Annotated in this window: 28 protein-coding genes and 1 riboswitch; of the genes, 18 read left to right on the forward strand and 10 right to left on the reverse strand. The window is 70.0% G+C overall.

Annotated features, from left to right (window positions below):
- Window positions 1–402 (reverse strand): hypothetical protein, encoded by a 402-nt coding sequence (locus IF11_RS0121640; protein ID WP_030353326.1) that lies wholly within the window; start codon window positions 400–402, stop codon window positions 1–3.
- Window positions 403–465: 63 nt separating this feature from the next.
- Between IF11_RS0121640 and IF11_RS0121645 the strand changes: the two genes are divergently transcribed.
- Together IF11_RS0121645 and murQ are read left to right on the forward strand one after the other, a co-directional pair.
- Window positions 466–1,386 (forward strand): MurR/RpiR family transcriptional regulator, encoded by a 921-nt coding sequence (locus IF11_RS0121645; protein WP_030353327.1) that lies wholly within the window; start codon window positions 466–468, stop codon window positions 1,384–1,386.
- A 62-nt stretch (window positions 1,387–1,448) separates the two neighbouring features.
- Complete coding sequence (gene murQ, locus IF11_RS0121650) at window positions 1,449–2,381, forward strand: N-acetylmuramic acid 6-phosphate etherase (RefSeq protein WP_030353328.1); 933 nt, start codon at window positions 1,449–1,451, stop codon at window positions 2,379–2,381.
- Window positions 2,382–2,536: 155 nt separating this feature from the next.
- Here murQ and IF11_RS0121655 read toward each other — a convergent pair whose 3' ends face one another.
- Entirely contained in the window at window positions 2,537–3,487 is a 951-nt protein-coding gene (locus IF11_RS0121655; RefSeq protein ID WP_030353329.1) for a GlxA family transcriptional regulator, read from the reverse strand.
- 163 nt (window positions 3,488–3,650) lie between these two features.
- On the opposite strand from IF11_RS0121655, the gene IF11_RS0121660 reads away from it, so the two are divergent.
- Window positions 3,651–4,118, forward strand: coding sequence for a membrane protein (locus IF11_RS0121660; RefSeq protein ID WP_030353330.1), 468 nt, complete (start codon window positions 3,651–3,653; stop codon window positions 4,116–4,118).
- Window positions 4,119–4,134: 16 nt separating this feature from the next.
- On the opposite strand, the gene IF11_RS0121665 is transcribed toward IF11_RS0121660, so the two are convergent.
- Window positions 4,135–4,554 (reverse strand): DUF572 domain-containing protein, encoded by a 420-nt coding sequence (locus IF11_RS0121665; protein ID WP_240627501.1) that lies wholly within the window; start codon window positions 4,552–4,554, stop codon window positions 4,135–4,137.
- Between the two features lie 107 nt (window positions 4,555–4,661).
- Between IF11_RS0121665 and IF11_RS0121670 the strand changes: the two genes are divergently transcribed.
- The 10 genes from IF11_RS0121670 (at window position 4,662) to IF11_RS0121715 (ending at window position 12,712) form a co-directional block, all read left to right on the forward strand.
- The gene (locus IF11_RS0121670) at window positions 4,662–5,504 is read left to right on the forward strand and encodes a helix-turn-helix domain-containing protein (RefSeq protein ID WP_030353332.1); all 843 of its coding nucleotides are present in this window, start codon (window positions 4,662–4,664) and stop codon (window positions 5,502–5,504) included.
- Complete coding sequence (locus IF11_RS0121675) at window positions 5,485–5,871, forward strand: DUF397 domain-containing protein (protein WP_030353333.1); 387 nt, start codon at window positions 5,485–5,487, stop codon at window positions 5,869–5,871. The genes IF11_RS0121670 and IF11_RS0121675 overlap by 20 nt, the downstream gene beginning before the upstream one ends.
- Window positions 5,872–5,926: 55 nt before the next feature.
- Window positions 5,927–6,640, forward strand: coding sequence for an alpha/beta fold hydrolase (locus IF11_RS0121680; protein WP_030353334.1), 714 nt, complete (start codon window positions 5,927–5,929; stop codon window positions 6,638–6,640).
- 67 nt (window positions 6,641–6,707) lie between these two features.
- Complete coding sequence (locus IF11_RS0121685; protein ID WP_030353335.1) at window positions 6,708–7,151, forward strand: hypothetical protein; 444 nt, start codon at window positions 6,708–6,710, stop codon at window positions 7,149–7,151.
- 12 nt (window positions 7,152–7,163) lie between these two features.
- A complete protein-coding gene (locus IF11_RS0121690; RefSeq protein WP_051746119.1) occupies window positions 7,164–8,012 on the forward strand; it encodes a hypothetical protein in 849 nt (282 codons plus the stop codon).
- Window positions 8,013–8,176: 164 nt separating this feature from the next.
- Window positions 8,177–8,887, forward strand: a complete 711-nt coding sequence (locus tag IF11_RS0121695) for a M23 family metallopeptidase (RefSeq protein ID WP_078490836.1) — start codon at window positions 8,177–8,179, stop codon at window positions 8,885–8,887.
- A gap of 188 nt (window positions 8,888–9,075) precedes the next feature.
- Window positions 9,076–9,759, forward strand: coding sequence for a LuxR C-terminal-related transcriptional regulator (locus IF11_RS0121700; RefSeq protein ID WP_165840605.1), 684 nt, complete (start codon window positions 9,076–9,078; stop codon window positions 9,757–9,759).
- Window positions 9,756–11,000: a sensor histidine kinase gene (locus IF11_RS37875; RefSeq protein ID WP_133243168.1), complete on the forward strand. Its 1,245-nt coding sequence runs from the start codon at window positions 9,756–9,758 to the stop codon at window positions 10,998–11,000. The genes IF11_RS0121700 and IF11_RS37875 overlap by 4 nt, the downstream gene beginning before the upstream one ends.
- 168 nt (window positions 11,001–11,168) lie before the next feature.
- Window positions 11,169–12,068 (forward strand): hypothetical protein, encoded by a 900-nt coding sequence (locus tag IF11_RS0121710; RefSeq protein WP_420894548.1) that lies wholly within the window; start codon window positions 11,169–11,171, stop codon window positions 12,066–12,068.
- A gap of 59 nt (window positions 12,069–12,127) precedes the next feature.
- Window positions 12,128–12,712, forward strand: coding sequence for a Uma2 family endonuclease (locus IF11_RS0121715; RefSeq protein WP_030353341.1), 585 nt, complete (start codon window positions 12,128–12,130; stop codon window positions 12,710–12,712).
- A 93-nt stretch (window positions 12,713–12,805) separates the two neighbouring features.
- Here IF11_RS0121715 and groL read toward each other — a convergent pair whose 3' ends face one another.
- From groL to thrC, 4 genes are all read right to left on the reverse strand, one after another.
- A complete protein-coding gene (gene groL / locus IF11_RS0121720; RefSeq protein ID WP_030353342.1) occupies window positions 12,806–14,431 on the reverse strand; it encodes a chaperonin GroEL in 1,626 nt (541 codons plus the stop codon).
- A gap of 358 nt (window positions 14,432–14,789) precedes the next feature.
- Entirely contained in the window at window positions 14,790–14,993 is a 204-nt protein-coding gene (locus IF11_RS0121725) for a cold-shock protein (protein WP_005315736.1), read from the reverse strand.
- Window positions 14,994–15,370: 377 nt separating this feature from the next.
- Window positions 15,371–15,646, reverse strand: coding sequence for a ubiquitin-like small modifier protein 1 (locus IF11_RS0121730; protein WP_030353343.1), 276 nt, complete (start codon window positions 15,644–15,646; stop codon window positions 15,371–15,373).
- A gap of 10 nt (window positions 15,647–15,656) precedes the next feature.
- Window positions 15,657–16,967: a threonine synthase gene (thrC, locus tag IF11_RS0121735; RefSeq protein ID WP_030353344.1), complete on the reverse strand. Its 1,311-nt coding sequence runs from the start codon at window positions 16,965–16,967 to the stop codon at window positions 15,657–15,659.
- 17 nt (window positions 16,968–16,984) lie between these two features.
- A riboswitch (SAM riboswitch) is annotated at window positions 16,985–17,114 on the reverse strand.
- A gap of 168 nt (window positions 17,115–17,282) precedes the next feature.
- Here thrC and IF11_RS0121740 point away from each other — a divergent pair.
- The 3 genes from IF11_RS0121740 to IF11_RS0121750 all read left to right on the forward strand — a co-directional run bounded on the left by IF11_RS0121740 (window position 17,283) and on the right by IF11_RS0121750 (window position 20,026).
- Window positions 17,283–18,278 carry a glucosyl-3-phosphoglycerate synthase gene (locus tag IF11_RS0121740; RefSeq protein WP_030353345.1) on the forward strand — a complete coding sequence of 332 codons (996 nt, stop codon included), beginning with the start codon at window positions 17,283–17,285 and terminating at the stop codon, window positions 18,276–18,278.
- A 56-nt stretch (window positions 18,279–18,334) separates the two neighbouring features.
- The gene (locus IF11_RS0121745) at window positions 18,335–18,517 is read left to right on the forward strand and encodes a hypothetical protein (RefSeq protein ID WP_030353346.1); all 183 of its coding nucleotides are present in this window, start codon (window positions 18,335–18,337) and stop codon (window positions 18,515–18,517) included.
- Between the two features lie 78 nt (window positions 18,518–18,595).
- A complete protein-coding gene (locus IF11_RS0121750) occupies window positions 18,596–20,026 on the forward strand; it encodes an alpha,alpha-trehalose-phosphate synthase (UDP-forming) (protein ID WP_030353347.1) in 1,431 nt (476 codons plus the stop codon).
- Window positions 20,027–20,058: 32 nt separating this feature from the next.
- On the opposite strand, the gene otsB is transcribed toward IF11_RS0121750, so the two are convergent.
- From otsB to IF11_RS0121765, 3 genes are read right to left on the reverse strand one after another with little or no spacing between them, the layout of a single operon-like run.
- Entirely contained in the window at window positions 20,059–20,901 is an 843-nt protein-coding gene (otsB, locus tag IF11_RS0121755; protein ID WP_030353348.1) for a trehalose-phosphatase, read from the reverse strand.
- A 9-nt stretch (window positions 20,902–20,910) separates the two neighbouring features.
- Entirely contained in the window at window positions 20,911–21,189 is a 279-nt protein-coding gene (locus tag IF11_RS0121760) for a DUF3263 domain-containing protein (RefSeq protein ID WP_030353349.1), read from the reverse strand.
- Between the two features lie 11 nt (window positions 21,190–21,200).
- On the reverse strand, window positions 21,201–22,448 hold the full coding sequence (locus tag IF11_RS0121765; RefSeq protein WP_051746122.1) for an extracellular solute-binding protein: 1,248 nt from the start codon (window positions 22,446–22,448) through the stop codon (window positions 21,201–21,203).
- Between the two features lie 259 nt (window positions 22,449–22,707).
- Here IF11_RS0121765 and IF11_RS0121770 point away from each other — a divergent pair, with 259 nt between their 5' ends.
- Window positions 22,708–23,727, forward strand: coding sequence for an ROK family protein (locus IF11_RS0121770; RefSeq protein ID WP_240627500.1), 1,020 nt, complete (start codon window positions 22,708–22,710; stop codon window positions 23,725–23,727).
- A complete protein-coding gene (gene nagA / locus IF11_RS0121775; protein ID WP_030353352.1) occupies window positions 23,727–24,917 on the forward strand; it encodes an N-acetylglucosamine-6-phosphate deacetylase in 1,191 nt (396 codons plus the stop codon). Before IF11_RS0121770 ends, nagA begins: the two co-directional genes overlap by 1 nt.
- Window position 24,918: the final 1 nt, after the last annotated feature.

Raw genomic sequence — 24,918 nt, forward strand, 5'->3', positions numbered from 1 at the left:
TCACGAGGTGGTTCCCACCCCTCCTGGGCCCAGCGACCCCACCGCCGCGACCACCACCCCCGCCTTCCCGCACACCCAGTGCGGATCGGGCCCCAGCTCCGGTTCCACCTCCAGCGCGTGCGGTCCGTCGGGCTCGGCCTCGGCGCAGACGGGGCACAGCGGCCACCGTCCGTACCGTTCCAACAACGCGTCTTGTACGTCCTGCGCCACCAGCCCGGCCACGTACGCGACGCCCTCCGGCCACTGCTCCACCCACCAGCGCCGGTGCGACACCGAGTCCTCCACCAGCGACACGACCTCGGCGCGCGCGACATCGCCCGCCGCCAGGTCGGCCAGCACCAGGGCGCGGGCGGCGTGCAGCGCCTGCTCAAGCAGATCCACATCAGGGTTCGGGGCGTCCATTCAGCCATTGTCAGGGACAGCGAGGGGTTGACGACCGCCGAAATCCGAAAATATCTTTCATGAGTGACCCAAGACGTGAAGGAAAGTTTCAGCGGTGACGCCCCACCCGCCCCCGCAGCCCTGGCCGCCAAGGTACGGACCCTCGCGCCGACCATGACCCGTTCCATGCAGCTCGTCGCCGAAGCCGTCGCCGGTGACCCCGCCGGCTGCGCCGCCCTCACCGTCACCGGTCTCGCCGAGCTGACCGGTACGAGCGAGGCCACCGTGGTCCGTACCGCCCGCCTCCTCGGCTACCCCGGCTACCGCGATCTCCGCCTCGCGCTCGCCGGCCTCGCCGCCCAGCAGCAGTCCGGCCGCGCCCCCTCCGTCACCGCCGACATAGCCGTCGACGACCCCATCGCCGACGTCGTCGCCAAGCTCGCCTACGACGAACAGCAGACGCTCGCCGACACCGCCGCCGGACTCGACACCGTCCAGCTCGGCGCCGTCGTCGCCGCTGCCGCCGCCGCCCGCCGGATCGACATCTACGGTGTCGGCGCCTCCTGCCTCGTCGGCATGGACCTCGCCCAGAAGCTGCTGCGCATCGGCCTGATCGCACACGCCCACTCCGACCCGCACCTCGCCGTCACCAACGCCGTACAGCTCCGCTCGGGCGATGTCGCCATCGCGATCACCCACTCCGGCTCCACCGGCGATGTCATCGAGCCGCTCCGTGTCGCCTTCGACCGGGGCGCGACGACGGTCGCGATCACCGGCCGCCCGGACGGCCCCGTGTCCCAGTACGCCGACCACGTACTGACCACCTCCACCGCCCGCGAGAGCGAGCTGCGCCCGGCCGCCATGTCGAGCCGTACGAGCCAACTGCTCGTCGTCGACTGCCTGTTCATAGGCGTGGCACAGCGTACGTACGAGACGGCCGCGCCCGCGCTCTCCGACTCGTACGAGGCCCTCGCGCACCGCCACAGCCCGCGCAGCACCCGCTGACCCGTTCACCAAGGGCACCCGCACCCGTATACCGCTCACTCGGAAGAAAGAGCCGCTTTCCCATGACCTCCCAGTACGGCGAACTCCGCGCGCAGCTCGACTCCCTCACCACCGAGGCGTTCCGCCCCGAGCTCGCCGAGATCGACCAGCTGCCCACCCTCGAAATCGCCCGCATCATGAACGGCGAGGACAGCACCGTCCCCGCCGCCGTCGCCGCCCAGCTCCCCCGGATCGCCGCCGCCATCGACGCCACCGCCGAACGCGCGGCCCGTGGCGGCCGGCTGATCTACGCGGGCGCCGGTACGGCGGGCCGGCTCGGCGTGCTGGACGCCAGCGAGTGCCCGCCCACCTTCAACACCGACCCCGAGGAGGTCGTCGGCCTGATCGCGGGCGGCCCCGGCGCGATGGTCACGTCCGTCGAAGGGGCCGAGGACTCCAAAGAGCTGGCAGCCGCCGATCTGACCGCCATGAAGCTCAGCGCGGAGGACACGGTCGTCGGCATCTCCGCCTCCGGCCGTACCCCGTACGCGATCGGCGCCGTCGAGCACGCCCGCAGCCTCGGCGCGCTCACCATCGGGCTCTCCTGCAACGCGGGCAGCGCCCTGGCCGCCGCCGCCGAGCACGGCATCGAGATCGTCGTCGGCCCCGAACTGCTCACCGGCTCCACCCGTCTCAAGGCCGGTACGGCACAGAAGCTCGTCCTCAACATGCTCTCGACGATCACCATGATCCGGCGCGGCAAGACGTACGGAAACCTCATGGTCGACGTCCGCGCCTCCAACGAGAAGCTGCGCGCCCGCTCCCGGCGGATCGTCTCGCTCGCCACGGGCGCGTCGGACGAAGAGATCGAGACCGCGCTCGCCGCCACCGACGGCGAGGTGAAGAACGCCATCCTCACCATCCTCGGCGCCGTCGACGGACCCACCGCCGCCGCACTCCTCACCGACTCCGACGGCCACTTGCGCGCCGCGCTGAAGGCCACCCGCACCGGCTGAAAGACCACGCACCATGGCACCCCCCATCCTCGCCATGGCGGGCGCGGGCCAGGTCGGCGCAGCGGCGGCGGTCTACGTCCGCCTCCCCCGCAACGGCTCGATCCGCCGCACCATCAGGTCCGCCCTCCCGGCCCCTCAACGCGCGAACAGCCCCCTCAGCCATGCCGGAAAGCGGCCCGGTACCCGTGCGGACTGGTGCCGACGACCCGCTTGAACCGGTCGCGGAAGGCAGTAGGTGACCCGAACCCCACCTGGGTCGCGATGCGGTCGACCGGGTGCGTGGTCGCCTCCAGCAGGTACTGGGCCTGCCGGATACGGGCCCGGTGCAGCCACTGCAACGGAGTCGTCCCGGTCTGCTCCCGGAACCGCCGGTTCAGGGTCCGCGTACTGGTCGCCGCCCGCGCGGCGATGTCCTTGAGGGTCAGCTCACGCCCGGCGTTCTCCTCCATCCACCGCAGAAGAGGCTCCATCGTGGCCCCGGCGGGCACCGGAGGCTGGTCATGGACGATGAACTGCGCCTGGCCGCCCTCCCGTTCCAGCGGCATGACGGACAGCCGGGCCGCGTCGGCGGCGACGGCCGAGCCGTAGTCCTTACGGATCAGGTGCAGACAGAGATCGAGCGCGGCGGCGGCCCCGGCCGAGGTGAGGAACTGGCCGTTGTCGACGTACAGCACATCGGGGTCGACGGTGACGGCCGGATGGCTCGCGGCCAGCAGCGGAGCGGCCACCCAGTGGGTGGTGGCGCGCAGCCCGTCGAGCAGCCCGGTGGCGGCGAGGATGAAGGCGCCGGTGCACACGGAAGCGATACGGGTGCCGCTCGCGGCGGCGGCGCGCAGGGCGTCGAGTACGTCCGGGGGCACCGGGGCGGCCGGGTCGTCCGTACCGGGCAGGATGATCGTGTCGGCCTCGGCGAGGGCGTCAAGCCCGTACGGCGCCCGGAGCGCGAACGGCCCGGCGTCGATCTCGGCCCCGGCCGCCGCCGCGCAGACCACGACCCGGTAGGCGCCGGCGCCGTCGGGGAGCCGGGTACGGGAGAAGACCTCGATCGGTGAGGACAGGTCGAAGGGGATGACCCGGTCGAGTGCGAGGACGGCCACGGTGTGCATGCCCACAGGCTAGACAGCCCTCACGGCCGCTTCGTCAGCGGTGGCGAGAATCCGGCGATACCTGGCAATCGAGCCACTACTACGGCCGTGAGCAGCGCCTTAGCGTCTGCGTGAGCACCACCATGCCCCCGTCGAAGCCGAAGCCGAAAGAGCGATCCCCGCCGTGACGAAGTTCCTGCTCGCCGTTCATGTCCTCGCCGCGATCGTCGCGATCGGCCCGGTCACCGTCGCCGCCAGCATGTTTCCGCCGTACGCGAGGCGGGCGATGGCAGCGCCCGGGGACCCCCGGGCGCTGTCGTCGGTACAGCTGCTGCACCGCATCTGCCGTGTCTACGCGGCGGTGGGCCTCGCGGTGCCGGTCTTCGGCTTCGCGACCGGGAGCGCGATGGGCGTCCTGGGCGACACCTGGCTGATCGTCTCGATCATCCTGACCGGGCTGGCGGCCGTCACGCTCATGGTGCTGGTACTGCCGCGCCAGGAGGCGATAGTGACGGACCTCGAAGAAGCCACGGGAACATCAACCACCGGGCTGACCGCGCGCCTGGGCATGCACACGGGGATCTTCAATCTCCTGTGGGCGACGGTCACGGTCCTGATGATCATCCGCCCCGGCTCCACGACGGGGGCGTGAACGTCCAACACGTCGTTCAGCCCGCCGCCGCCGTACGCAGGAACCGCACGAGGTCATCCAGGCTGTATCCGAGCAGCGGCCCGCGCTCGGCGGCCATCAGCAGCAACTGCCCCACCACCTCCGCGCCCCGGCCGTCGGTCCCGTCGGAGGCCCACTCCCAGAGCCCCTCGATCCCGAGATCGGTCATGAGCAGGCCGTGTTCGGCCCTGATCTCCGCGCACAGCGGCGCCACCGCGTCGAGCAGGGTCGCACCCCGGCGCACGCAGCGCAGACTGAAGTACGCCTCGAATCGCACCACCGTGCATCCCTCCGGCGGCCGGGCCTTGAGCCCGTCGTAACGGGGGTCGTCGAAGTCCGGGGAACTGTCTGCTGAGCAGTGCACAAGGCTGAACCGGTGCGTGACGGCGTCTCTTGTGTCCTGGGTACGAATCAACACAACGCTCCACTCTGTGTGAATGATTGGGCTACACAGCGTGTCCAACAGTCGCTAGCGTGCATAGAGGAAGCAGCACAACACCGACATCTGTCTCACCGGGAGCACCTGTGCCTGGACCCAAGCCACTTGACCCGTCATCCTCACCCCGCGCCATGCTCGGCGCCGAGCTCCGACATCAGCGCGACGAAGCGGATATGTCCCAAGAAGAGCTGGGCAGGCCGATCTTCGTCAGTGGATCGCTCATCGGCCAGATCGAGGCCGGTACGCGCCGAATGCAGCCGGAATACGCGATTCACTTCGATGAGGTCTTCAAGACGGACGGCTTCTTCCTGCGGAATTGCGAAGCGCTGCGGAAGTCGAAGTACCCGGATCACTTCGCGGAGGCGGCGGAGGCCGAGGCGATCGCGACGGTGATCAAGGAGTACGAACCGCAGCTGATTCCGGGCCTGTTGCAGACGGAGGCATACGCACGGGCGGTGTTCCGTGCGTACCACCCGACGGCGACGGAGGAAGTCATTGACGAACTTGTGTCAGCTCGCCTGGATCGCGCCAAGCTGCTCAAGGATCCAACAAAGCCCGTTGTGTGGACGGTCCTTGACGAAGCGATCCTGCGGCGAACAGTAGGCGGACGGGCGGTGATGGCGGAAGCGCTGCGCCATGTCGCGGGCCTGATCCGACGCCGTCGAATCATCGTGCAGGTACTTCCGTTCAGCGCAGGCGCGCACGCGGCAATGAACGGCGCCCTCAAACTGATGACGTTCGAGGACGCGCCCCCACTCGCCTATCTCCAAAGCCTGGGTTCGGGCCAGCTGATTGACGATCCAGCCGTCGTCGCCCGCAACGAACTGACCTACGATCTACTGGGGGCCACCGCACTGTCACCGGAAAAGTCCTTGGCCCTGGTCGAATCAGCGGCGGAGGATTACGAGCATGAAAAGCAGCAGCCATGAGTACGACCTGAGCGGCGTGTCCTGGCACAAGTCCAGCTACAGCGGTGGCGACGGTGGAAACTGCCTGGAAGTGGGCACCTGGAAGAAGTCGACGTACAGCGACGGCAGTGGCGGCGATTGCCTGGAGGTCGGCACCTCCTGGCGGAAGTCGACCCACAGTGGCGGGGACGGCGGCGACTGCCTCGAAGTAGGCACCGTCTGGCGCAAGTCGACGCACAGCGATGGCAGCGGCGGAAGCTGCGTCGAGGTGGCCGACGGCCACCCCGACATCGTCCCCGTCCGCGACTCCAAGGTCCCCGACGGCCCGGCGCTCGTTTTTCGTACGGCGTCCTGGTCCACCTTCATCTCCGACATCAAGGCCGGCTGACCGGCGGCGGAGCGGCCTGACACGGGTTGTCAGACCCCTCCACTACCTTGCCGGAATGACGGAATTCGTACTGGTAGCAGGAACATGGCTCGGTTCGTGGGCGTGGGACGAGGTGGTGCCGGAGCTGCGCGCGGCGGGCCACGGCGCCCACGCGTTGACGCTGTCCGGCCTCGCCGAGAAGCAGGGCCTACCGGCCGGACAGCGGACGCACGTCCGGGACATCGTTGACGCGGTCGAGCGGAACGATCTGCGGGACGTCGTCCTGGTCGGGCACAGCTACGCGGGCATCCCGACCGGCCAGGCCGCCGAGCTGATCGGTGACCGGCTGACGCGCGTGGTCTTCGTGGACTCGAACGTTCCGGCGGACGGCGAGTCGTTCGTCTCCGACTGGCCGGACGGCCGGGCGATGGTGGAGGCCGCGATCGCCGGGACCGGTGGTTTCTGGCCCCCGCTGGCGGCGGCCGACTACGCGGGCCAGGGCCTCAGCGACGAGCAGATCACCCGTATCGTCACCGCCTCGACCCCCCACCCGGGCGCCACCCTGACCGAGCCGGCCACGCTGACCCGCCCGCTCGGCGAGCTTCCGGCGACGTACATCAAATGCCTCCTCGACGGCGCCGAACCGAGTCCCCGCGTGGCCGCGCTGCTGACCAGCGACCACTGGCGCCTGGTCGAGCTGGACACCGGCCACTGGCCGATGTTCTCCCAACCGCACGAGCTGGCCCGCATCCTCCTCACCGAGGCTGGCGACTCATCGCCAACTCCTTGATCAGCACCCGGCCCAACCTCCAAGCTGACAGAACACCCCGAACCAGCGGATCAGTGGAGGTTTCCCCATGCTCGTGCGGAAAGCCCTTGTCCTGTCGGCCGCCGTGACAACGCTCCTCGCCGGTACGTCATTCGCTCCCGCCTACGCGGAGGCGGCCGAGCCCGGTGTGTACATCACCGATGGCGACCGCGTCCATGTCTCCAGCACTCCACCCCCCACCGCGTCCGCTCACGGGTGGTGGAAGAAGGTCAGCGGACCCGGCGAGAAGGCGCGCGTCACCATCGATTTACAGGTGAAGAACGCGGACGGCTCCTGGCGGACCGTCGCGACCGGCTCCAAGGTCGTCAAACAGGGTGGCGGCAGCGCACGTCGGGCCAATGCCCGCAAACAGTGCGTTAACGTGAATCGGACGATCCATTGGCGAAGTGTCATCGATGTGGACATCATCGGTGTCGTCGACTCACCGGAGAAGGCCGTCACGGCGACCCAGTCGTTGCGGTGCGCGGTTTAGGAGTTTGCAGCCTTGAGCGACAACGCGGACGCGGACGACCTGGCACCGACCATGATTCTGGGCGTCCATGGGGTCCTCGACCTGGACCCATGGATCCGCCGGGCCTATGAGGACCACAGCTTCGAAGAGGACATGTACAGCCTCGTCGTGAAGCGCACGGTCGCGTACGGACTGAGTTCCTTCCACGCGGGCGGGCCGGAGGGCGAGCGCTGGGGGCACAACGACGCGGGCGGCGACTGGACCCAGGACGGAAAGATCCGTCAACTGGCCTGGCTCCAGGTCGCCGTCAGCGAAGAGCTTCGCGGGCAGCGGCTGCCGGTCCAGCCCGCGGCGACGGTCCTCCGCGACGTCCTCACCCGGCTGGGCCGCTTCCGCCTCACGGGCCTGCACACCCTGGCGCCCCTCCATCTGGCCCCCGACGGCCGCGCCGATCTCGTGGACGCGGCGGCCTGGTTCGCCCTCGCGGACCCGGACCCCGGCGCGTCGGTCGACCTTACCGTGTCCGTATGGGCCACCGAAACCGCCGCCCTGTCCGCCCACGCCTCCGGCATCCTCACCGCGGCCCAGGAACGTACGTACGACGCGATGACGATCCGGCCCGCACCGCCCGACTCGCCCCCGACCACCGCGCAGGACGGTCTGGCCCTCCCCCTGGCGGGAGAGGTCCAGACAGATGAATTGCGCCCCGGCCCGGCGTTCCTTTGCCGCGTCCGCGAGTGGTCACTCGATGTGGCCACATGGACGACGGAGATCTTCGTGGACGCCCTGAGGTCCACGGGTACGACCGCCCCGGCGCTGATCACGGTGTCGGCCCGGGAGCGCACTCAACAGAAAGGACCCACTCAGCCGACGATGCGATAGCCGAGGTTTCCGCCACCGGCCGGACCCCCGAGGGTGCCCAAGCGCGACGCCCGCACCACACCACCTGTGGTGCGAATGGACGACACCGCGCTCCCTGTCCCCGCCCTCCGTGGCGCTGCAACGCTCATGACTCCGTTGATGATTGACGATCATTAGGAGGTCCGATGGGCACCCGATGGCTCAGGCCACCCCGGTCCCGGTCCCGCGCGCGCGGATTCGCCGTGGCCGTGGCCGCCGCGTTCACCCTGCTCACCATGCTCGCCGCACCGGGCGCGGTCGCGGCGGTCTCAGCACCCACCGCGCCCACCGCGCCCACCGCGATCGCCGGCTGCGTCGACTGGCCGACGAGCAAGTTCCTCCAGACCCCGTTGACGTACAAGGCCAACGGCGGCGCCGGTTACGCCATGCAGAACGGCAGCCATTACGGCGAGGGCTACCACGTCAACTGCAACACCGCCGGCAACATGAACCAGTACTACGCCCTCGATCTGGGCATGCGTGAGGGCGACGAGGTCCTCGCGCCGGGCGGCCCCGGCACGGTCCTGTACGCGGGCTGGGCACCCGCGGGCTGGGAGACCTGCGGGCAGTACATCGTCGTCGACCACGGCGGCGGCTACTGGAGCGTCGTCTGCCACCTCAGCCGGATCCTGGTCAGCAAGGGCCAGCAAATCACCGACGCGACCGTCATCGGCCTGGTGGGCGGCACCGGCGGCTTCGCCCCGCACCTGCACTTCTCGCTCATGTACAACGCGAAGCTCACCGGCGCGGGCGGGGTGTACGGAGGCCAGAGCGCCCAGCCCCGGCGTCTGTTCCATCTCGGCTGTGGCGGCGGCTACTACGAGTACATCAACAAGGGCCAGCAGGTCTGCTACTGATACCGCCGCGCGCCCGTACACGTCACACGTACAGCCGGAACACCCAGCACAGCCACACGCGTCGGCCGGAATCCGCCGCTCCCCTCGGGGAGGAGCCCGGCCGGCGCGTCTTCCGTACGCCGGAAAGACAGGACACAATGGCCGCCGACCGCGTCACCACCGACTTTTCGGCCGCCGAGGGGTCTCCCATGATCACCGTTGCGGTGGTGGACGACCATCCCATCGCCCGTCACGGCATCGCCCACATACTCGGTGCCCTGCCCGACTCGTCCGTCACGACGACGGCATCCGTCGGATCGCTGCCCGAGCTGGAGGAGGCTCTCGCGGCGGGCGCGGCACCGGACGTCATCGTCCTCGACCTCTATCTCGACGGCGGTACGCCCGCGCTGGACGCGGTCGCCGCCCTGTCCGTCGCCACCCGCGTCCTCGTGATGTCCGCCTCCGGGCTGCCTGCCGATGTGCTCGGCGCCATCAAGGCGGGGGCCTGCGGCTACGTCACCAAGCACTGCAGCGCGGAACTGTTCGTCGCGGCGGTGGAGACCGTGGCCGCCGGCGGCTTCTCGCTGTCGGCCGAACTCGCCGACATCCTCCAGGCCGAACTGACCCGCCGGGAGCCGGGGCCCGGGGCGGAGGCCGTCGGCCCCCGGCTGTCCGCCCGGGAGGAGGAGACGCTGAGTTACGTGGCGCGCGGCTTCACCCACGCGCAGATCGCGACGCGCCTCGGCGTACGCAAGACCACCGTCGACACGTACGTCGAGCGGATCCGGGCGAAGCTCCAGGTCGGCAACAAGGCGGAATTGACCCGCGCGGCGATAGCGCGGCTGAGCTCGGACAAAGGCACAGCCCCGGACAGAGACACGGCCCCGACGTGAGGACGACAGCCGTGGGGGCGGCCACCGGGTCGGTCGCGGGAGTGCTGCGCAGCGAGAGAGTGGTGCTGCGGGCGTACGTCCTGTTCCGCCTGGGTGGGCTGTTGCAGGTCGTGATCGGAGCTGTCACCACCTTCCCCCACTATCAACCGCTGGGGGCGGGAGTGGCGTTGTGCGCGGTCGTGTTCGGCGAGAGCTTCGCGCTGATCGCGGTGGGCTTACGGCTCCGCCGGGTCCCGCCGCGCGCGCTCGTGGCCGTGGACGCGGCGGTCATGGCCGGTGTCCTGGTCGTGGGCGGCGGTCTCACCGACCGGGCGCACGGCCACACCTGGGCATACTTCGTCTACCCGTTCAGCCTGCTCGCGAGCATCGGGTTCGGTCTCGTATTCACCAGGCTGGTGTCCGTCTTCGCGCTGGCCGCGCTGCCCGCGGCGGCGTACGCCGTCACGGCGGTGGCCCAGCTCGGCGAACCTGTCTGGAACGCCGTCCCCAACAGCGTTCCCTACCTGGTCAACGCGGGGGTCGCCTGGGCGGTGGCCAGGGCGCTGCGCCGCACCGGCCGGGAACTGGACATCGCGACGGACACCGCCATGGTGAAAGAGGCGGAGCTCGCGGCCGAACGCGAACGCGTCCGGCACGCTCGTCTGTTGCACGACCGCGTGCTCCAGACCCTGGAGACCCTCGCCCGTGAGCCGTGGATCACCGACCCGGGACTGCACGCGCATGTCCGGGCCGAGGCCGTCTGGCTGCGGGGTTTCGTACGGGGCGAACGCCCCGTCACCGGGAACGGCGACCTCGCGAGCGGCCTCGCCGGGCTCGCCGAGGACATGGCACGGATCGGCCAGACGGTGGAGGTGCATACCGCCCAACTGCGCAGCGCGTCCGAGCGAGCCGCGGCCGAGACCGTGCCGGAGGAGGTCGCCGACGCGCTCGTCGAGGCGACCCGCGAGGCGCTGACGAACGTGGTCAAGCATGCGGGTACCGCGCGCGCGGTGGTACGCGCCGAACTCGTGGGAGGCGCCGTCATGGTCAGCGTCCTCGACAACGGCACCGGCTTCGACCCGACAACGCTCCCGCCCGGCTCGGGCCTCGACGGCTCCGTACGTGACCGGGTGGCGGGCGTCGGCGGCCGGGTGACGATCGACTCAACGCCCGGCGCGGGTACGTACATCGAGATGCGCGTCCCGGGGCTCAAGCCTCGGGATCCGAGCCCTCTTTCCAAGGATCGGGAGGCCGGGTCTTAACCCACCCACCCTCCCTGCCTGGGGAGTTGACTTTTCGTGACCGACTTGCCACACAGGGTTGCGACGCTCTAGCGTGCCCCTCAGAGCACAAAACAGCCCCCGCCGATGCTTGCGACATCTGGCGAGGGCCTGACCAATCAAGATCGACGGACTAGGAAAACCGATCCCATGGCTGAGACCCAGCTTAGTGCTGCCGCGCCCGAGACGCACGCGGCCTCACCCGCTTCACCCACTTCTCCCCCGATGGCGGCCCCCGGCTACGGCAAGCGTTCGACGCCCGGCCAAAAGGCCCGCAGGGATGACGACTTCGCGCACCTGCCGCCGCGCGAGGCCGCCGTCGCCGCGTTCATCGACCGGCTGCCCGAGGGCACGGACATCTCGGTGAAGGCCCTCGCGAAGGTGCTCCCGTACGGGCAGTGCGCCCTGCGTACCGCGCTCCGACGCCTCCAGGTGGCCGGGCATCTGCGACGAGGCAGGGAACACCTCGCCGGGCCGGACGGCATGCGCTGGGTGACGCGTACGTGGTTCTCCCGTACCGCGCGGGGCAACGACTGGTGGGCGGCGTTCATCTCCGGCGACCTGGCCACCGCGGACGCGCGGGTCAACACCTCACACCCGCCGACGCGTTCCCGCGCCTTCATCCTGCTCGCCGCGCTCGGCCGCAGCGCGCCGATGATGTCGCTGTCGGCCGCCGACTGCGCGGCCCTGGAGCCGCTGACCACGCCGTGGTTCGAACGGGGCGCCACCGAGAGGGACATCCTGCGCGCCCTCACCTCCGGCCTCCCCGCAGAGGTCCACCACCCGGCGGGGATCGCCCGCGCACGGCTGACGTCCAAGCTCCCACCGGAGCGGATCCGCGCGCCACGCCCGCCACTGCGCGTCCTGGAGTGCGCGAAGTGCGGCGCCCCCGGCCGGCCCGAGGCGCTCACCGACGGCGAGTGCGGCCCATGCCGTGGCGAGCCCGTCCCCGTATCCCCCGCCTCCCGGCTCTCCCCCACCCAGGTCCGCGCCCGCGTCGCCGAGGCCCGCGCGGCGGCGACCCACCCACCCGAAAGGACCCGTACATGACCATCCAGTCGATCCGCCGCCATAGAACCGGGGCACCATGGAGGGGAGGAGGCGACACCATGACCCCCAGCTCAAGCCGCCAGGCGAAGCCGCAGATGCAGGTCGAGGACTTCGAAGAACTCGAACGCGGCGCGCCCGAGACCGTGCGACTCGAATTCATCAACGGAAAGCTAGAGGTCAAGCCGGTGCCCGACGGCGATCACGGAGCCATCGTCATGTGGCTCCTGAGGCAGTGCATGCAGCAGCGCCCTGAACTGGCGCTGTACCCGGAGCAGGGCCTGAAGGTGGAGACCTATCGCAACGGCCGCGCCCGTCCGGACGGCGCCCTGGCGCCCCTCGACCACTTCGCGGGTCATGGCGAGTGGGCGCCTGCCGATGGCGTCCTCATGACGGTCGAGGTCACGTCCCACGACCGCGACACAGACCTCCGTGACCGCGTCGAGAAGCGCGACGGTTACGCCGCCACCGGTATCCCCGTCTATCTCCTCGTCGACCGGGACGCCGAAAAGCTGGTCGTCTACACCGACCCGTACAAGGGCGAGTACCAGAACCGCGCGTCACACGCGTACGGCGCCACGGTCAAGCTCCCCCACCCAGTCTCCATCACCCTGGAAACCGAGAAGCTCAAGGACTACACCCGCTGACGAAGCCCCTGAAACGCCCGAAGGCGGCACCCCCGCGAAGGGGTACCGCCCTCGGTCACATCAGGACCATGGACCGGGTCCGAGCCGTCAGGCTCAGAAGTCCATGTCACCGCCCGGCATACCGCCGCCGGCCGGCGCAGCGCCCGCCTTCTCCGGCTTGTCGGCGATGACGGCCTCGGTGGTGAGGAACAGCGCCGCGATGGAGGCGGCGTTCTGCAGGGCAGAGCGCGTCACCTTCGCGGGGTCGATGATGCCCTCGGCGATCATGTCGACGTACTCGCCGGTCGCGGCGTTCAGGCCGTGACCCACCGTCAGGTTGCGGACCTTCTCCACGACGACGCCGCCCTCAAGACCACCGTTGACGGCGATCTGCTTGAGCGGAGCCTCCAGCGCGAGCTTGACGATCGCGGCGCCAGTGGCCTCGTCGCCCGTCAGCTCAAGCTTCTCGAAGACCGAGGAAGCCTGGAGCAGAGCCACGCCACCACCGGCGACGATGCCCTCCTCGACGGCGGCCTTGGCGTTGCGCACCGCGTCCTCGATGCGGTGCTTGCGCTCCTTGAGCTCGACCTCGGTCGCGGCGCCGGCCTTGATGACGGCCACGCCGCCGGCCAGCTTCGCGAGGCGCTCCTGGAGCTTCTCGCGGTCGTAGTCCGAGTCGCTGTTCTCGATCTCGGCGCGGATCTGGTTGACCCGACCGGCGACCTGGTCGCTGTCACCGGCACCGTCGACGATGGTGGTCTCGTCCTTGGTGATGACGACCTTGCGGGCGCGGCCCAGCAGGTCCAGGCCGGCGTTCTCCAGCTTGAGGCCGACCTCCTCGGAGATGACCGTACCGCCGGTGAGGATGGCGATGTCGTTGAGCATGGCCTTGCGGCGGTCACCGAAGCCCGGGGCCTTGACGGCGACGGACTTGAAGGTGCCACGGATCTTGTTGACGACCAGGGTCGACAGCGCCTCGCCCTCGACGTCCTCCGCGATGATCAGCAGGGGCTTGCCCGACTGCATGACCTTCTCCAGCAGCGGAAGGAGATCCTTCACGTTGCCGATCTTGGAGTTGACGATCAGGAGGTACGGGTCGTCGAGGGACGCCTCCATACGCTCCATGTCGGTGGCGAAGTACGCCGAGATGTAGCCCTTGTCGAAGCGCATGCCCTCGGTGAGCTCAAGCTCAAGACCGAAGGTCTGCGACTCCTCGACGGTGATGACGCCTTCCTTGCCGACCTTGTCCATGGCCTCGGCGATCAGCTCGCCGATCTGGGTGTCAGCGGCGGAGATGGAGGCGGTCGAAGCGATCTGCTCCTTGGTCTCCACGTCCTTGGCCTGCTCCAGCAGGGCACCGGAGACGGCCTCGACGGCCTTCTCGATACCGCGCTTGAGGGCCATCGGGTTGGCGCCGGCGGCCACGTTGCGCAGGCCCTCGCGGACCAGCGCCTGGGCGAGCACCGTGGCGGTGGTCGTACCGTCACCGGCGACGTCGTCCGTCTTCTTGGCGACTTCCTTGACCAGCTCGGCGCCGATCTTCTCGTACGGGTCCTCGAGCTCGATCTCCTTGGCGATGGAGACACCATCGTTGGTGATCGTGGGGGCGCCCCACTTCTTCTCAAGGACGACGTTTCGGCCCTTGGGGCCAAGGGTGACCTTGACGGCGTCGGCGAGCTGGTTCATCCCGCGCTCGAGACCGCGCCGTGCCTCCTCGTCGAACGCGATGATCTTGGCCATGTGAAGTGGTCCTCCCGGACGGATGGGGTCTCCCCTGCTCGAACGCAGTTGAGAGCTTGGGGAAGGATTGCTCACGGACCGTGCTGGCGCCCGCGACGGACGGCCTGAGAGCCGTGCGGTTCCTTGCCCCACCGGCTCTTCGGGCCTCACCGACCCGGTCCTTAAGTTGTCACTCTCACTTGCAGAGTGCTAACGCAATGATTAGCACTCGACCCCCGAGAGTGCAAGCTCTCCCAGTGCGCCGGGGACCCTTCAGCCCCCTCCGGAACGCACGAAGGGCCCGCATCCCCATGTACGGGATGCGGACCCTTCGGCGTGAGTACGTACGTCAGTGCGTCGGTGGCCGATCGCGCCGGGATCAGACGGCGAGCTTGACCATGTCCGCCTGCGGACCCTTCTGGCCCTGCGAGATCTCGAACTCCACTCGCTGACCTTCTTCAAGGGTGCGGTATCCGTCCATCTGGATCGCGCTGTAGTGGACGAAAACATCCGCACCACCGTCTACCGCGATGAAGCCGTAGCCCTTCTCCGCGTTGAACCACTTGACGGTGCCCTGAGCCATGCCTAACTCCCCTATTACTGGCCCTTGCACGGGGCCACACTTCGCGCCGGAACGCGTCGACCGCGGCTGAATGTATCTGCCCAACTGCCCTCTGCAACAGGTCAATCGGACGAGAATTCTGGGCATGGCTGAACACGCATAGTGATGAATTCGCTGCGTTCCAGGGCAAGTCGGGCCGGGCAAAGCGCATCTACGGCGCATACGGCACTCCGACTTCGACCCCATGTTGTCGCGTTCTCGCATGCGTTCGGCAGGGGCGACAGCGGGGCGTTCCCATACTGTACCGCGCTCAACCATGTAGAACGGCCCCCTCCGTTTCTCTCACGGAGGGGGCCGCACCAGTCACGGAGCGGAGGAAATCCGGGGCATCCGGAGGATCAGCCTCCGGCTACGGCGGGGATGATCGAGACGCCGGCCCCGGCCGGGGTGGCGGTCTCCAGGCCCTGCTCGAAGCGGACGTCGTCGTCGTTCACGTACACGTTCACGAAGCGGCGCAGCTTGCCCTGGTCGTCCAGGACGCGGGCGGCGATGCCCGGGTGGCTGGCCTCCAGGGACTGGATGACCTCGGAGAGGGTCGTCCCCTCGGCGGCGACCTCGGCCTTGCCGCCGGTGTACGTACGGAGAATGGTGGGGATGCGGACGTTGACGCTCATCATGTGCCTTTCAGTTGGTGGCGAGGCCCGCGTCACGGAACGCGTCCAGGCTCGGGCGGATCGTCGCCGTGGGTCCCGTCGTCGGCGCGACGGCGTCCAGGGTCTTCAGTCCGTCACCGGTGTTGAGGACGACGGTCGTCAGCGTCGGGTCGAGGAGACCGTTCTCGATCAGCTTCTTCGTCACGCCGACGGTCACGCCCCCGGCCGTCTCCGCGAAGATGCCCTCGGTGCGCGCCAGCAGCTTGATCGCGTCGACGATCTGCTCGTCGTTGACGTCCTCGACGGCGCCGCCGGTGCGGCGGGCGATGTCCAGGACGTACGGGCCGTCGGCCGGGTTGCCGATCGCCAGGGACTTGGCGATGGTGTGCGGCTTCTGCGGCCGTACGACGTCGTGTCCGGCCTTGAAGGCGGTGGACACCGGCGAGCAGCCCTCGGCCTGGGCGCCGAAGATCTTGTACGGCTTGTCCTCGACCAGGCCCAGCTTGATGAGCTCCTGGAGACCCTTGTCGATCTTCGTGAGCTGCGAGCCCGAGGCGATCGGGATGACGATCTGGTCGGGCAGCCGCCAGCCGAGCTGCTCGCAGATCTCGTACGCCAGCGTCTTGGAGCCCTCGCCGTAGTAGGGGCGCAGGTTGACGTTGACGAAGCCCCAGCCCTCGCCCAGCGGGTCGCCGATCAGCTCGGAACAGAAGCGGTTGACGTCGTCGTAGTTACCCTCGATGCCGACGAGTTCACCGCCGTACACCGCCGCCATGACGACCTTGCCCTGCTCCAGGTCGTGCGGGATGAAGACGCAGGAGCGGAAGCCGGCGCGGGCGGCGGCGGCGCCGACGGCGCCGGCCAGATTGCCCGTGGAGGAGCAGGAGAGCGTGGTGAACCCGAAGGCGCGGGCGGCCTCGACGGCGATGGCGACGACGCGGTCCTTGAAGGAGTGCGTCGGGTTGCCGGAGTCGTCCTTGATGTGCAGGGAGCCGGTGACGCCCAGTTCACGGGCGAGGTTGTCGGCCTTGACGAGCTTGGTGAAGCCGGGGTTGATGTTCGGCTTCGTGGCCACGTCGGCGGGGACGGGCAGCAGCGGGGCGTAGCGCCAGATGTTGTCCGGGCCCTCGGCGATGCGCTTCTTCAGCTCTTCGGGGGTGCCGCTCGGCAGGTCGTACGCCACTTCGAGCGGCCCGAAACAGCTGGCACAGGCGAAGATGGGGCCGAGGTCGAAGCGCTCTCCGCACTCGCGGCACGAGAGTGCGGCGGCGGGTCCGAGATCAACGGCGCCGGTGTCAGCGGCGTCGGAGTCGGCGTTCTGTACGGCGGTCTGCACAGCCATGGAGGCGAGGCCCTTTCTCCTCATCTTCCTCGCGACGTACTTCGCCACGAGACGGAATTGGCACCTTCCCCACCGTGACCTCGAATGGTCGGCGGGAGGGTTGCCGGGACTTCAACGGGCCGTTCCCTCAGTCCCTCTGGATGAGCGCTATGGCGCCGGACCCGGGGTCCTGCGCGTTTTTTCACGTAAGGACCCCCGGCATGCGGAGGTCATTCGTGTTGTTCAAGACTGTAACCGAAGGAGCGCACGGTTGAGATAGTCGTCCGCACCGCGAGATGGATCACGTTCATGGCACACGCACAGGGAGTACCGACCGTGCTGGAAGAGGTGGAGCACTGGCTGACCAGGCGTTCCTGGTCCGTGGCCGACCGCCCGCTCGACCGGCTGATGGTGGCGAAAGCCGCGCGCGGAACGACGGTGAGCGTGGTCCTTCCGGCGCTGAACGAGGAGGAGACGGTCGGCGAGATCGTGTCCGTGATCCGGCGCGAACTGATGGAGCGGGTGCGGCTCGTCGATGAACTGGTGGTCGTCGACTCCGGTTCCACGGACCGTACGGCCGCGGTCGCCGCGGCGGCGGGCGCGCGGGTGGAGCACCGGGACGCGATACTGCCGCGGCTCCCGGCGCTGCCCGGCAAGGGCGAGGTGCTGTGGCGCTCGCTGCTGGTGACGAGCGGCGACATCGTGTGCTTCGTGGACGCCGATCTGCGGCGCTTTTCGGCCGATTTCGTGTCGGGGATCGTGGGGCCGCTGCTTACCGACCAGGACCTGCAGTTCGTGAAGGCGATGTACGACCGTCCGCTGCACCAGCCCGCGGCGGGACGGGGTCCGGGCCAGAGCGGGCAGGGCGGGCAGGGCGGGCAGGGCAGCCAGGGCGGGCGTGTGACCGAGCTGGTGGCCAGGCCGCTGCTCAATCTGCACTGGCCCCGGCTGGCCGGTTTCGTCCAGCCGCTGGGCGGTGAGTACGCGGCACGGCGCTCGCTGCTGGAGCGGTTGCCGTTCCCCGTCGGCTACGGCGTGGAGCTGGGGCTGCTCGTGGACGCGCTGCACACGGCGGGCCTCGACGCGCTGGGACAGGTCGACGTCGGGGTACGGATCCACCGCCACCAGGACGAACGGGCGCTGGGGCGGATGGCCGCGGCGATCTACCGTACGGCGCAGCTGCGGCTGTCGCGGGCGCACTTGGTACGGCCGGAGCTGACGCAGTTCGAGCGCGGCGAGAACGGTTTCGTGCCGCGTACGCACGCGGTGGACACGGAGGAACGGCCGCCGGTGCGGGAGATCGCGGAGTACACGGCCGGACGCGCGGCGTAACGGAATACGATCATGTGAATTATCTAGATTGCCCGGTTATGGGCATGAATCATGTAGTGGCTGGAGCACTGACCGGGCCTCTGGCCGAGCCGCTGACCGGGCCGCTGAGCGCCGTCCACGCGCAGCTTGCCGTGGCCGGAAGCGCGGCCGAGCGGCTGTGGCTGCTGGGCGGGGTGGTGCTCGCGCTGAGCGGCGCCGGGGTGGTCGCGCTGGCCGCCCTGCGCGGCCGGCGGGACTGACGGCGGCCTCGCCCGTGACAGTCGACACAGCGGCGTCCGTACGTTTGAGCGTTTCCGTGACGGGCTAGGTTTCGGCACATGGTTACCGAGCCGCCCTCCCAGGCCCAGGTCCTCGTCGCGTCCAACCGCGGGCCCGTCTCGTACACGCTGCGCGACGACGGCACGCTGGAGGCCAAGCGGGGCGGCGGCGGGCTGGTGTCCGGCCTGTCGGCCATCGGTCCTGACGCGGACGCGGTGTGGGTGTGCGCGGCGCTCGGCGACGGCGACCGCGAGGCGGTACGGCGTACGGGCGGCCGGCCCGACCCGGCCGACACGGGCGGTCAGCGGGTGCGGATGCTGGGCATCGCGCCCGAGGTGTACGCGGACGCGTACAACGGCGTCGCCAACTCCGCGCTCTGGTTCGTCCACCACCTGCTCTACCAGACCCCGTTGGAGCCCTCCTTCGGCCCGGAGTTCCGCGCGCAGTGGGCGTCGTACGAGACGTACAACCGCGCCTTCGCGGAGGCGCTGGCCGATGAGGCGGCGGACGGCGCGGCCGTGCTGGTGCAGGACTACCACCTGGCGCTGGTGCCCGGGATACTGCGCGCCCTGCGCCCCGACCTGAGGATCGGGCACTTCTCGCACACGCCCTGGGCGCCGGTCGACTACTTCCGGCTGCTGCCCGACGACATCGCGCGCCAGCTGCTGCGCGGCATCCTCGGCGCGGACCGCGCGGCCTTTCTGACGCACCGGTGGGCCGACGCGTTCACAGCGTGCTGTACGGAGCTGCTGGGCGGCACGGGCAACACCGCCATCGGCGTGCACGGCCTGGGCGCGGACGGCGACTTCCTGCGCGAGCGCGCGAACCGCCCGGACGTGGACGAGCGGATCGTGACCCTGCGCGGGCAGATCGGCCGTACGAGCACGGGCGAGGAGCGGAAGACCATCGTCCGGGTGGACCGTACGGAACTGTCGAAGAACATCGTGCGCGGCCTGCTCGCCTACCGGCTGCTGCTGACCGACCGTCCCGAATGGCGCGAACGCGTCGTCCATCTCGCCTTCGCCTACCCGTCCCGGCAGGACCTGGCGGTCTACCGCGAGTACACCGCCGAGGTCCAGCGGGTGGCCGATGAGATCAACGCCGAGTTCGGCACGGACGACTGGACCCCGGTCGTCCTGCACGTCCGGGACGACTTCGCCCGCTCGCTGGGCGCCTACCGGCTGGCGGACGTGGCGCTGGTCAACCCGATCCGCGACGGCATGAACCTGGTCGCGAAGGAGATCCCGCTCGTCTCGGAACGCGGCTGCGCGCTGGTGCTGTCGCGGGAGGCGGGGGCGTACGAGGAGCTGGGCGAGGACGCGCTGGTGGTGAACCCGTACGACATCAGCGCCACGGCGGCGGCCCTCCACGAGGCGCTGTCCATGCCGGCCGACGAGCGCGCGGAACGCGCCAAGCGGCTGGCCGCGGCGGCGACGGCGCTGCCGCCGCAGCAGTGGTTCCTGGACCAGCTGACGGCGCTGCGCGCCTGACGCCAAGGGGCGGCCGTCAGGCGCGTCAACCGTCAGGCCATCGCCTCCGCCAGCGCCGCCAGGAAGTCCGCCAGCGCGGCCGGTCCCGGCAGCGGCAGGTCGGCGCGCTCGGCCAGTTCGGGTACGTCGCCGCCGCTGCAGATCAGCAGCCCCGGGTGGCCGTCGGAGCGGAGCTTCTCGACCGCCGCGTAGGCCGGGAGGTCGCCCAGGTCGTCGCCCGCGTACAGCACCGTCTCGGCGCCGACCTCGCGTACGTACTCCAGCAGCGCCACGCCCTTGTCCATGCCGGGCGGGCGCAGCTCCAGGACCATGCGGCCCGGCTCGACGATCAGGCCGTGGCGCGCCGCCAGCTCGGTCAGCGGGTCGCGCAGGGCGTCGAAGGCGGCCTGCGGGTCGGAGGCGCGGCGGGTGTGGACCGCGACCGCCTGGCCCTTCTCCTCGATCCAGGTGCCGCGCCAGGCGCCGAACTCATCGAGGACTCCGGGGAGTTCGGCGCGGGCCGCCGCGACGCCCTCGTGCGGGGCGGGGGTACGGACGGTGCCGGAGACGGCGTCCCAGCGCTCGGCGCCGTAGTGGCCGAGGACCACGAGATGGTCCAGCCCCGGCACTCCGGCGAAGCCGCCGTACCGCACCGCCACCCCGGCCGGGCGGCCGGTGACGACCGCGACCGACGCGACATGCGGCGCGAGCGCGGCCAGGGCGGGGACGGCGCGCGGATGCGCGCGGGCCTGTTCGGGGTCGGGGACGATCTCGGCGAGGGTGCCGTCGAAGTCGAGCGCGACGACGGCCTTGCCGGGCCGCGCGAGGAGCGCGGCCAGACCGTCGGCGCCGGCGGGGGTGGCCGGTTTCGGCAAGGGGTACGGGTTGCTGCCCATGCCCCGACCTTATCGGCGGCGGCGTTTCTCGTCCCTGATCCGCCGCAATCTGTTCACCGTCACCGGGTCGTGCTCCAGCGCCAGCGGATCGTCCAGCAGCGCGCCCAGCAGCTGGTAGTAGCGGGTCGGCGACAGGCCGAGCCCCTCCCTGATCGCGCGCTCCTTGGCGCCGGGCCCCGGCCAGCCGCGCCGCTCCATGGCGAGCACGGCGCGGTCCCGCTCGGACAGCCCGGCGGGACCGGGTACGTCCTCGGGACCGGCAGGCTCGGCGGGCTCAGACGCGGTCATATGACCACACGCTACTCGGCGGCCTCGGCCGCCGCCGCGTCCCTGGCGATCCCGCCGAGGACGTTCGACGGGCTGGCGCCGGGCTCGACGGCCTTGCCGATGTTCTTCTTGAAGCTCTCGCTCACGCTCGCCCACGAGTTCTTGCCGTACGGGATCAGCTCGGAGGTGGGCAGCGCGTTCAGGAACTTGCGCAGGTCCGCGTACTGCGGGTCCGCCGCCATCGCCTCGTTCGCGCTGTAGGTGACCGGCAGCAGGTCGTACTGCCCGGCGAAGGACATCACGTTCTGGTCGTCGTACACGAAGTCCAGGAACTTGCCGATCGCCGTACGGTTGCCGTTCTGCTTGAAGGCCATCATCCAGTCGGCCACGCCCATGGACGCCTTGGCCGTGCCGTTGACGCCGGGCAGCGGCACCATCCCGACCTTGATGCCCTGCTTGGCGGCCTCGGCCATCAGGGAGGGATGCCCGTTGAGCATGCCGACCTGGCCGCTGGTGAACGCCTTGAAGGCCATGGCGCGATCGAGCTTCCCGGGGGCGACCGGGCCGGTCAGCCCCTTGCCGACGAGCTCCTTCTGGAGCCACTGGAACGTCTTGATGTTCTGCCGCGAGTCGATGTTGTACGAGCCGTCGGCGGTGTCCGTGTAGCCGCCCCCGCCGCTCAGCAGCCACATCAGGGTCTCGCCCTGCGCCTCCTCGGAGCCCAGCGGCAGAGCGAACGGTGTCGTCACGCCCGTGGCCTTGAGCGCCTCGGCGTTGGACTGGATGTCGTCCCAGTCCTTCGGGGCGTCAAGACCGGCCTGGTCGAAGAGCTTCTTGTTGTAGAAGAGCAGCCGGGTGGAGGCGACGAACGGCAGTCCGTAATGGAGGCGGTTGACCTTGCCGGCTTCGGCGAGCTGGGAGAGGAAGTTCGCCTGTGTGGGGACGGAGAGCACTTCGTCGGCGGTGTAGAGCTTGCCCTTCTTCACGTAGTTGGCGTACGAGCCGACCTGCGCGATGTCGGGGGCGCGGTTCTCCTCGACCATCGTGGCGACGTCGCTGTCGACGGTCTTCCAGGGGCGGACGTTGACATCGACCTTGATGCCGGGGTTCTTGGACTCGAACGCCGTGGCGAGCGCGGACCAGTATTTCTCGGAGCTGTTCTCCGAGTTGGTGCCGTAGTCCGCGGCGACGAGCTTGAGGGTGACGTCTCCGGACCCTCCCGAACTGCCGCAGCCGGCCAGCGCCATTGTCATGCCCCATGCGGCTATCGCCGCGGTCATCCCCAGATAGCGCCGTCGCACAGCTGTGTTCCCGCCCTTGATTTTCGATTGCGCGTAAGGCCCCGGTCGGTCCCCCATGACGCACTGTTATAGAAGCAAGTGATTTTCCCCCATCCGGAGGTTTGGGGTCCACCTGGGGTTGATCTCACTTGCACAACGCCTATCCCTTGGGCCAACCGGGATCCGCGTTTGTATGGAGACTCAACAATCCTGGACAGTGGACTAGACCTTTCAAGGGTCTACGCGCGAGACTGTTCACGTGAGACACGTCATCGCCCTGGATGTGGGCGGCACCGGCATGAAAGCCGCCCTGGTGGGGGCGGACGGCGCGCTGCTGTACGAGGCGCGGCGGGCGACCGGCAGAGAGCGCGGGCCCGAGGCCGTCGTGGAGACCATCCTCGGCTTCGCCGCGGACCTGCGCGCGCACGGCATCGAGCACTTCGGCGAGAGCGCCGTCGCCGCCGGGGTCGCCGTGCCCGGGATCGTCGACGCCGGGCGCGGTATCGCGCTGTACGCCGCCAACCTCGGCTGGCGCGACGTACCGATGCGCGATCTGCTCGGCGCCCGGCTCGGCGGCGTACCCGTCGCGCTCGGGCACGACGTACGCACCGGCGGTCTCGCCGAGGGGCGGCTCGGCGCGGGGCGGGGAGCCGACCGGTTCCTGTTCGTGCCGCTGGGCACCGGGATCGCCGGGGCCATCGGTATCGCGGGCGCGATCGAGGCCGGCGCCCACGGTTACGCGGGCGAGATCGGCCATGTCGTGGTCCGCCCCGACGGGCCCGAGTGCGGCTGCGGGCAGCGCGGCTGTCTGGAGACCCTCGCCTCCGCCTCGGCCGTCTCCCGCGCCTGGGCGGCGGCGAGCGGCGACCCGGACGCGGACGCCGCCGACTGCGCGAAGGCCGTGGAGTCCGGCGACCCCGCGGCCGTACGGGTCTGGCTCGACGCGGTCGACGCGCTCGCCGCCGGGCTGGTCACCGCGCTCACCCTGCTCGACCCCCGGACGCTGATCATCGGTGGCGGACTCGCCGAGGCCGGGGAAACCTTGTTCACACCGCTGCGGGCCGCGGTGGAGGAGCGGGTGACGTTCCAGAAACTGCCGGAGATCGTCCCGGCGGCCCTCGGCGACACCGCCGGCTGTCTGGGCGCGGGCCTGCTCGCCTGGGACCTGATCGCCGCCGCCCAGCCCGCCACGGAAGACCGGTCCGCCACAACGCACCCCGCCGACGACGACAACGACCCGCCCGCCGACGAACCACTCGCCACGGAGGTATCCGCCTGATGGCCGCTAGCGCCCCACGCGCCGCGCATGCCGCACGCACCCCACACGCCGGAAGCACCGTTCTCACCGGCGCCCGGGTGGTGCTGCCCACCGGAACCGTGGACGGCGGGCGGGTGATCATCGAGGGCGGCCGGATCGCGGGCGCCGCCCATGACGACGCCGCCTCGCTGGATCTCTCCGGCCACTGGATCGTTCCCGGCTTCGTGGACATGCACAACCACGGCGGCGGCGGCGCCTCGTTCACCTCCGGCTCGGTGGACGACGTGCTCAAGGGCATCCGTACGCACCGCGAGCACGGCACCACCACCCTCGTCGCCTCCACCGTCACCGGCGAGATGGACTTCCTCGCCCACCGCGCCGGCTTCCTCTCCGAGCTGGTCGAGCAGGGCGAGCTGGCCGGGATCCACTTCGAGGGCCCGTTCATCTCGCCCTGCCGCAAGGGCGCCCACAGCGAGGCGCTGCTGCGCGACCCCGACCCGGCCGAGGTCCGCAAGCTGCTCGACGCGGCGCGGGGCACGGCCAGGATGGTCACGCTCGCCACCGAACTGCCCGGCGGCATCGAGTCCGTACGGCTGCTCGCGGAGCACGGCGTGATCGCCGCCGTCGGCCACACGGACGCGACATACGAGCAGACCGTGGAGGCCATCGACGCGGGCGCGACCGTCGCGACGCATCTCTTCAACGCGATGCCGCCGCTCGGACACCGCGCCCCGGGACCGATCGCCGCGCTGCTGGAGGACGAGCGGGTCACGGTCGAGCTGATCAACGACGGTACGCATCTGCACCCCGCGGCCCTGGAGCTGGCGTTCCACCGCGCGGGCGCCGGCCGGGTCGCCTTCGTCACGGACGCGATGGACGCGGCCGGGTTCGGCGACGGGCGCTACCAGCTCGGCCCGCTCGCGGTCGAGGTCAAGGAGGGCGTCGCGCGGCTGGTGGAGGGCGGCTCGATCGCGGGCTCCACGCTGACCCAGGACACCGCGTTCAAGCGGGCGGCGACGGTGGACCGGCTGCCGGTGGAGGACATCGTCCAGGCGATCTCCGCCAACCCTGCGCGGCTGCTGGGCGTGTACGACACGGTCGGCTCGCTGGAGCCGGGCAAGGACGCGGACCTGGTGGTCCTGGACGAGGAGTTCTCGGTCAAGGGCGTCCTGCACAAGGGCGAATGGGTGATTGACCCTCAAGTGGGCTGAT

Source organism: Streptomyces scopuliridis RB72, assembly GCF_000718095.1.
Taxonomy (GTDB): Bacteria; Actinomycetota; Actinomycetes; order Streptomycetales; family Streptomycetaceae; genus Streptomyces; species Streptomyces scopuliridis.

Bases quoted from the DNA above. Each gene is read 5' to 3' on its own strand.
- murQ (WP_030353328.1), top strand. From the start codon at position 1,449: ATGACCTCCCAGTACGGCGAACTCCGCGCGCAGCTCGACTCCCTCACC.
- nagA (WP_030353352.1), top strand. From the start codon at position 23,727: ATGGCCGCTAGCGCCCCACGCGCCGCGCATGCCGCACGCACCCCACAC.
- IF11_RS0121710 (WP_420894548.1), top strand. From the start codon at position 11,169: ATGGCTGAGACCCAGCTTAGTGCTGCCGCGCCCGAGACGCACGCGGCC.
- IF11_RS0121765 (WP_051746122.1), bottom strand. From the start codon at position 22,448: ATGACCGCGGCGATAGCCGCATGGGGCATGACAATGGCGCTGGCCGGC.
- IF11_RS0121700 (WP_165840605.1), top strand. From the start codon at position 9,076: ATGATCACCGTTGCGGTGGTGGACGACCATCCCATCGCCCGTCACGGC.
- otsB (WP_030353348.1), bottom strand. From the start codon at position 20,901: ATGGGCAGCAACCCGTACCCCTTGCCGAAACCGGCCACCCCCGCCGGC.
- IF11_RS0121715 (WP_030353341.1), top strand. From the start codon at position 12,128: ATGACCCCCAGCTCAAGCCGCCAGGCGAAGCCGCAGATGCAGGTCGAG.
- IF11_RS0121730 (WP_030353343.1), bottom strand. From the start codon at position 15,646: ATGAGCGTCAACGTCCGCATCCCCACCATTCTCCGTACGTACACCGGC.
- IF11_RS0121695 (WP_078490836.1), top strand. From the start codon at position 8,177: ATGGGCACCCGATGGCTCAGGCCACCCCGGTCCCGGTCCCGCGCGCGC.
- IF11_RS0121640 (WP_030353326.1), bottom strand. From the start codon at position 402: ATGGACGCCCCGAACCCTGATGTGGATCTGCTTGAGCAGGCGCTGCAC.
- IF11_RS0121680 (WP_030353334.1), top strand. From the start codon at position 5,927: ATGACGGAATTCGTACTGGTAGCAGGAACATGGCTCGGTTCGTGGGCG.
- IF11_RS0121675 (WP_030353333.1), top strand. From the start codon at position 5,485: ATGAAAAGCAGCAGCCATGAGTACGACCTGAGCGGCGTGTCCTGGCAC.
- IF11_RS0121685 (WP_030353335.1), top strand. From the start codon at position 6,708: ATGCTCGTGCGGAAAGCCCTTGTCCTGTCGGCCGCCGTGACAACGCTC.
- IF11_RS0121750 (WP_030353347.1), top strand. From the start codon at position 18,596: ATGGTTACCGAGCCGCCCTCCCAGGCCCAGGTCCTCGTCGCGTCCAAC.
- groL (WP_030353342.1), bottom strand. From the start codon at position 14,431: ATGGCCAAGATCATCGCGTTCGACGAGGAGGCACGGCGCGGTCTCGAG.
- IF11_RS0121760 (WP_030353349.1), bottom strand. From the start codon at position 21,189: ATGACCGCGTCTGAGCCCGCCGAGCCTGCCGGTCCCGAGGACGTACCC.
- IF11_RS0121725 (WP_005315736.1), bottom strand. From the start codon at position 14,993: ATGGCTCAGGGCACCGTCAAGTGGTTCAACGCGGAGAAGGGCTACGGC.
- IF11_RS0121655 (WP_030353329.1), bottom strand. From the start codon at position 3,487: ATGCACACCGTGGCCGTCCTCGCACTCGACCGGGTCATCCCCTTCGAC.
- thrC (WP_030353344.1), bottom strand. From the start codon at position 16,967: ATGGCTGTGCAGACCGCCGTACAGAACGCCGACTCCGACGCCGCTGAC.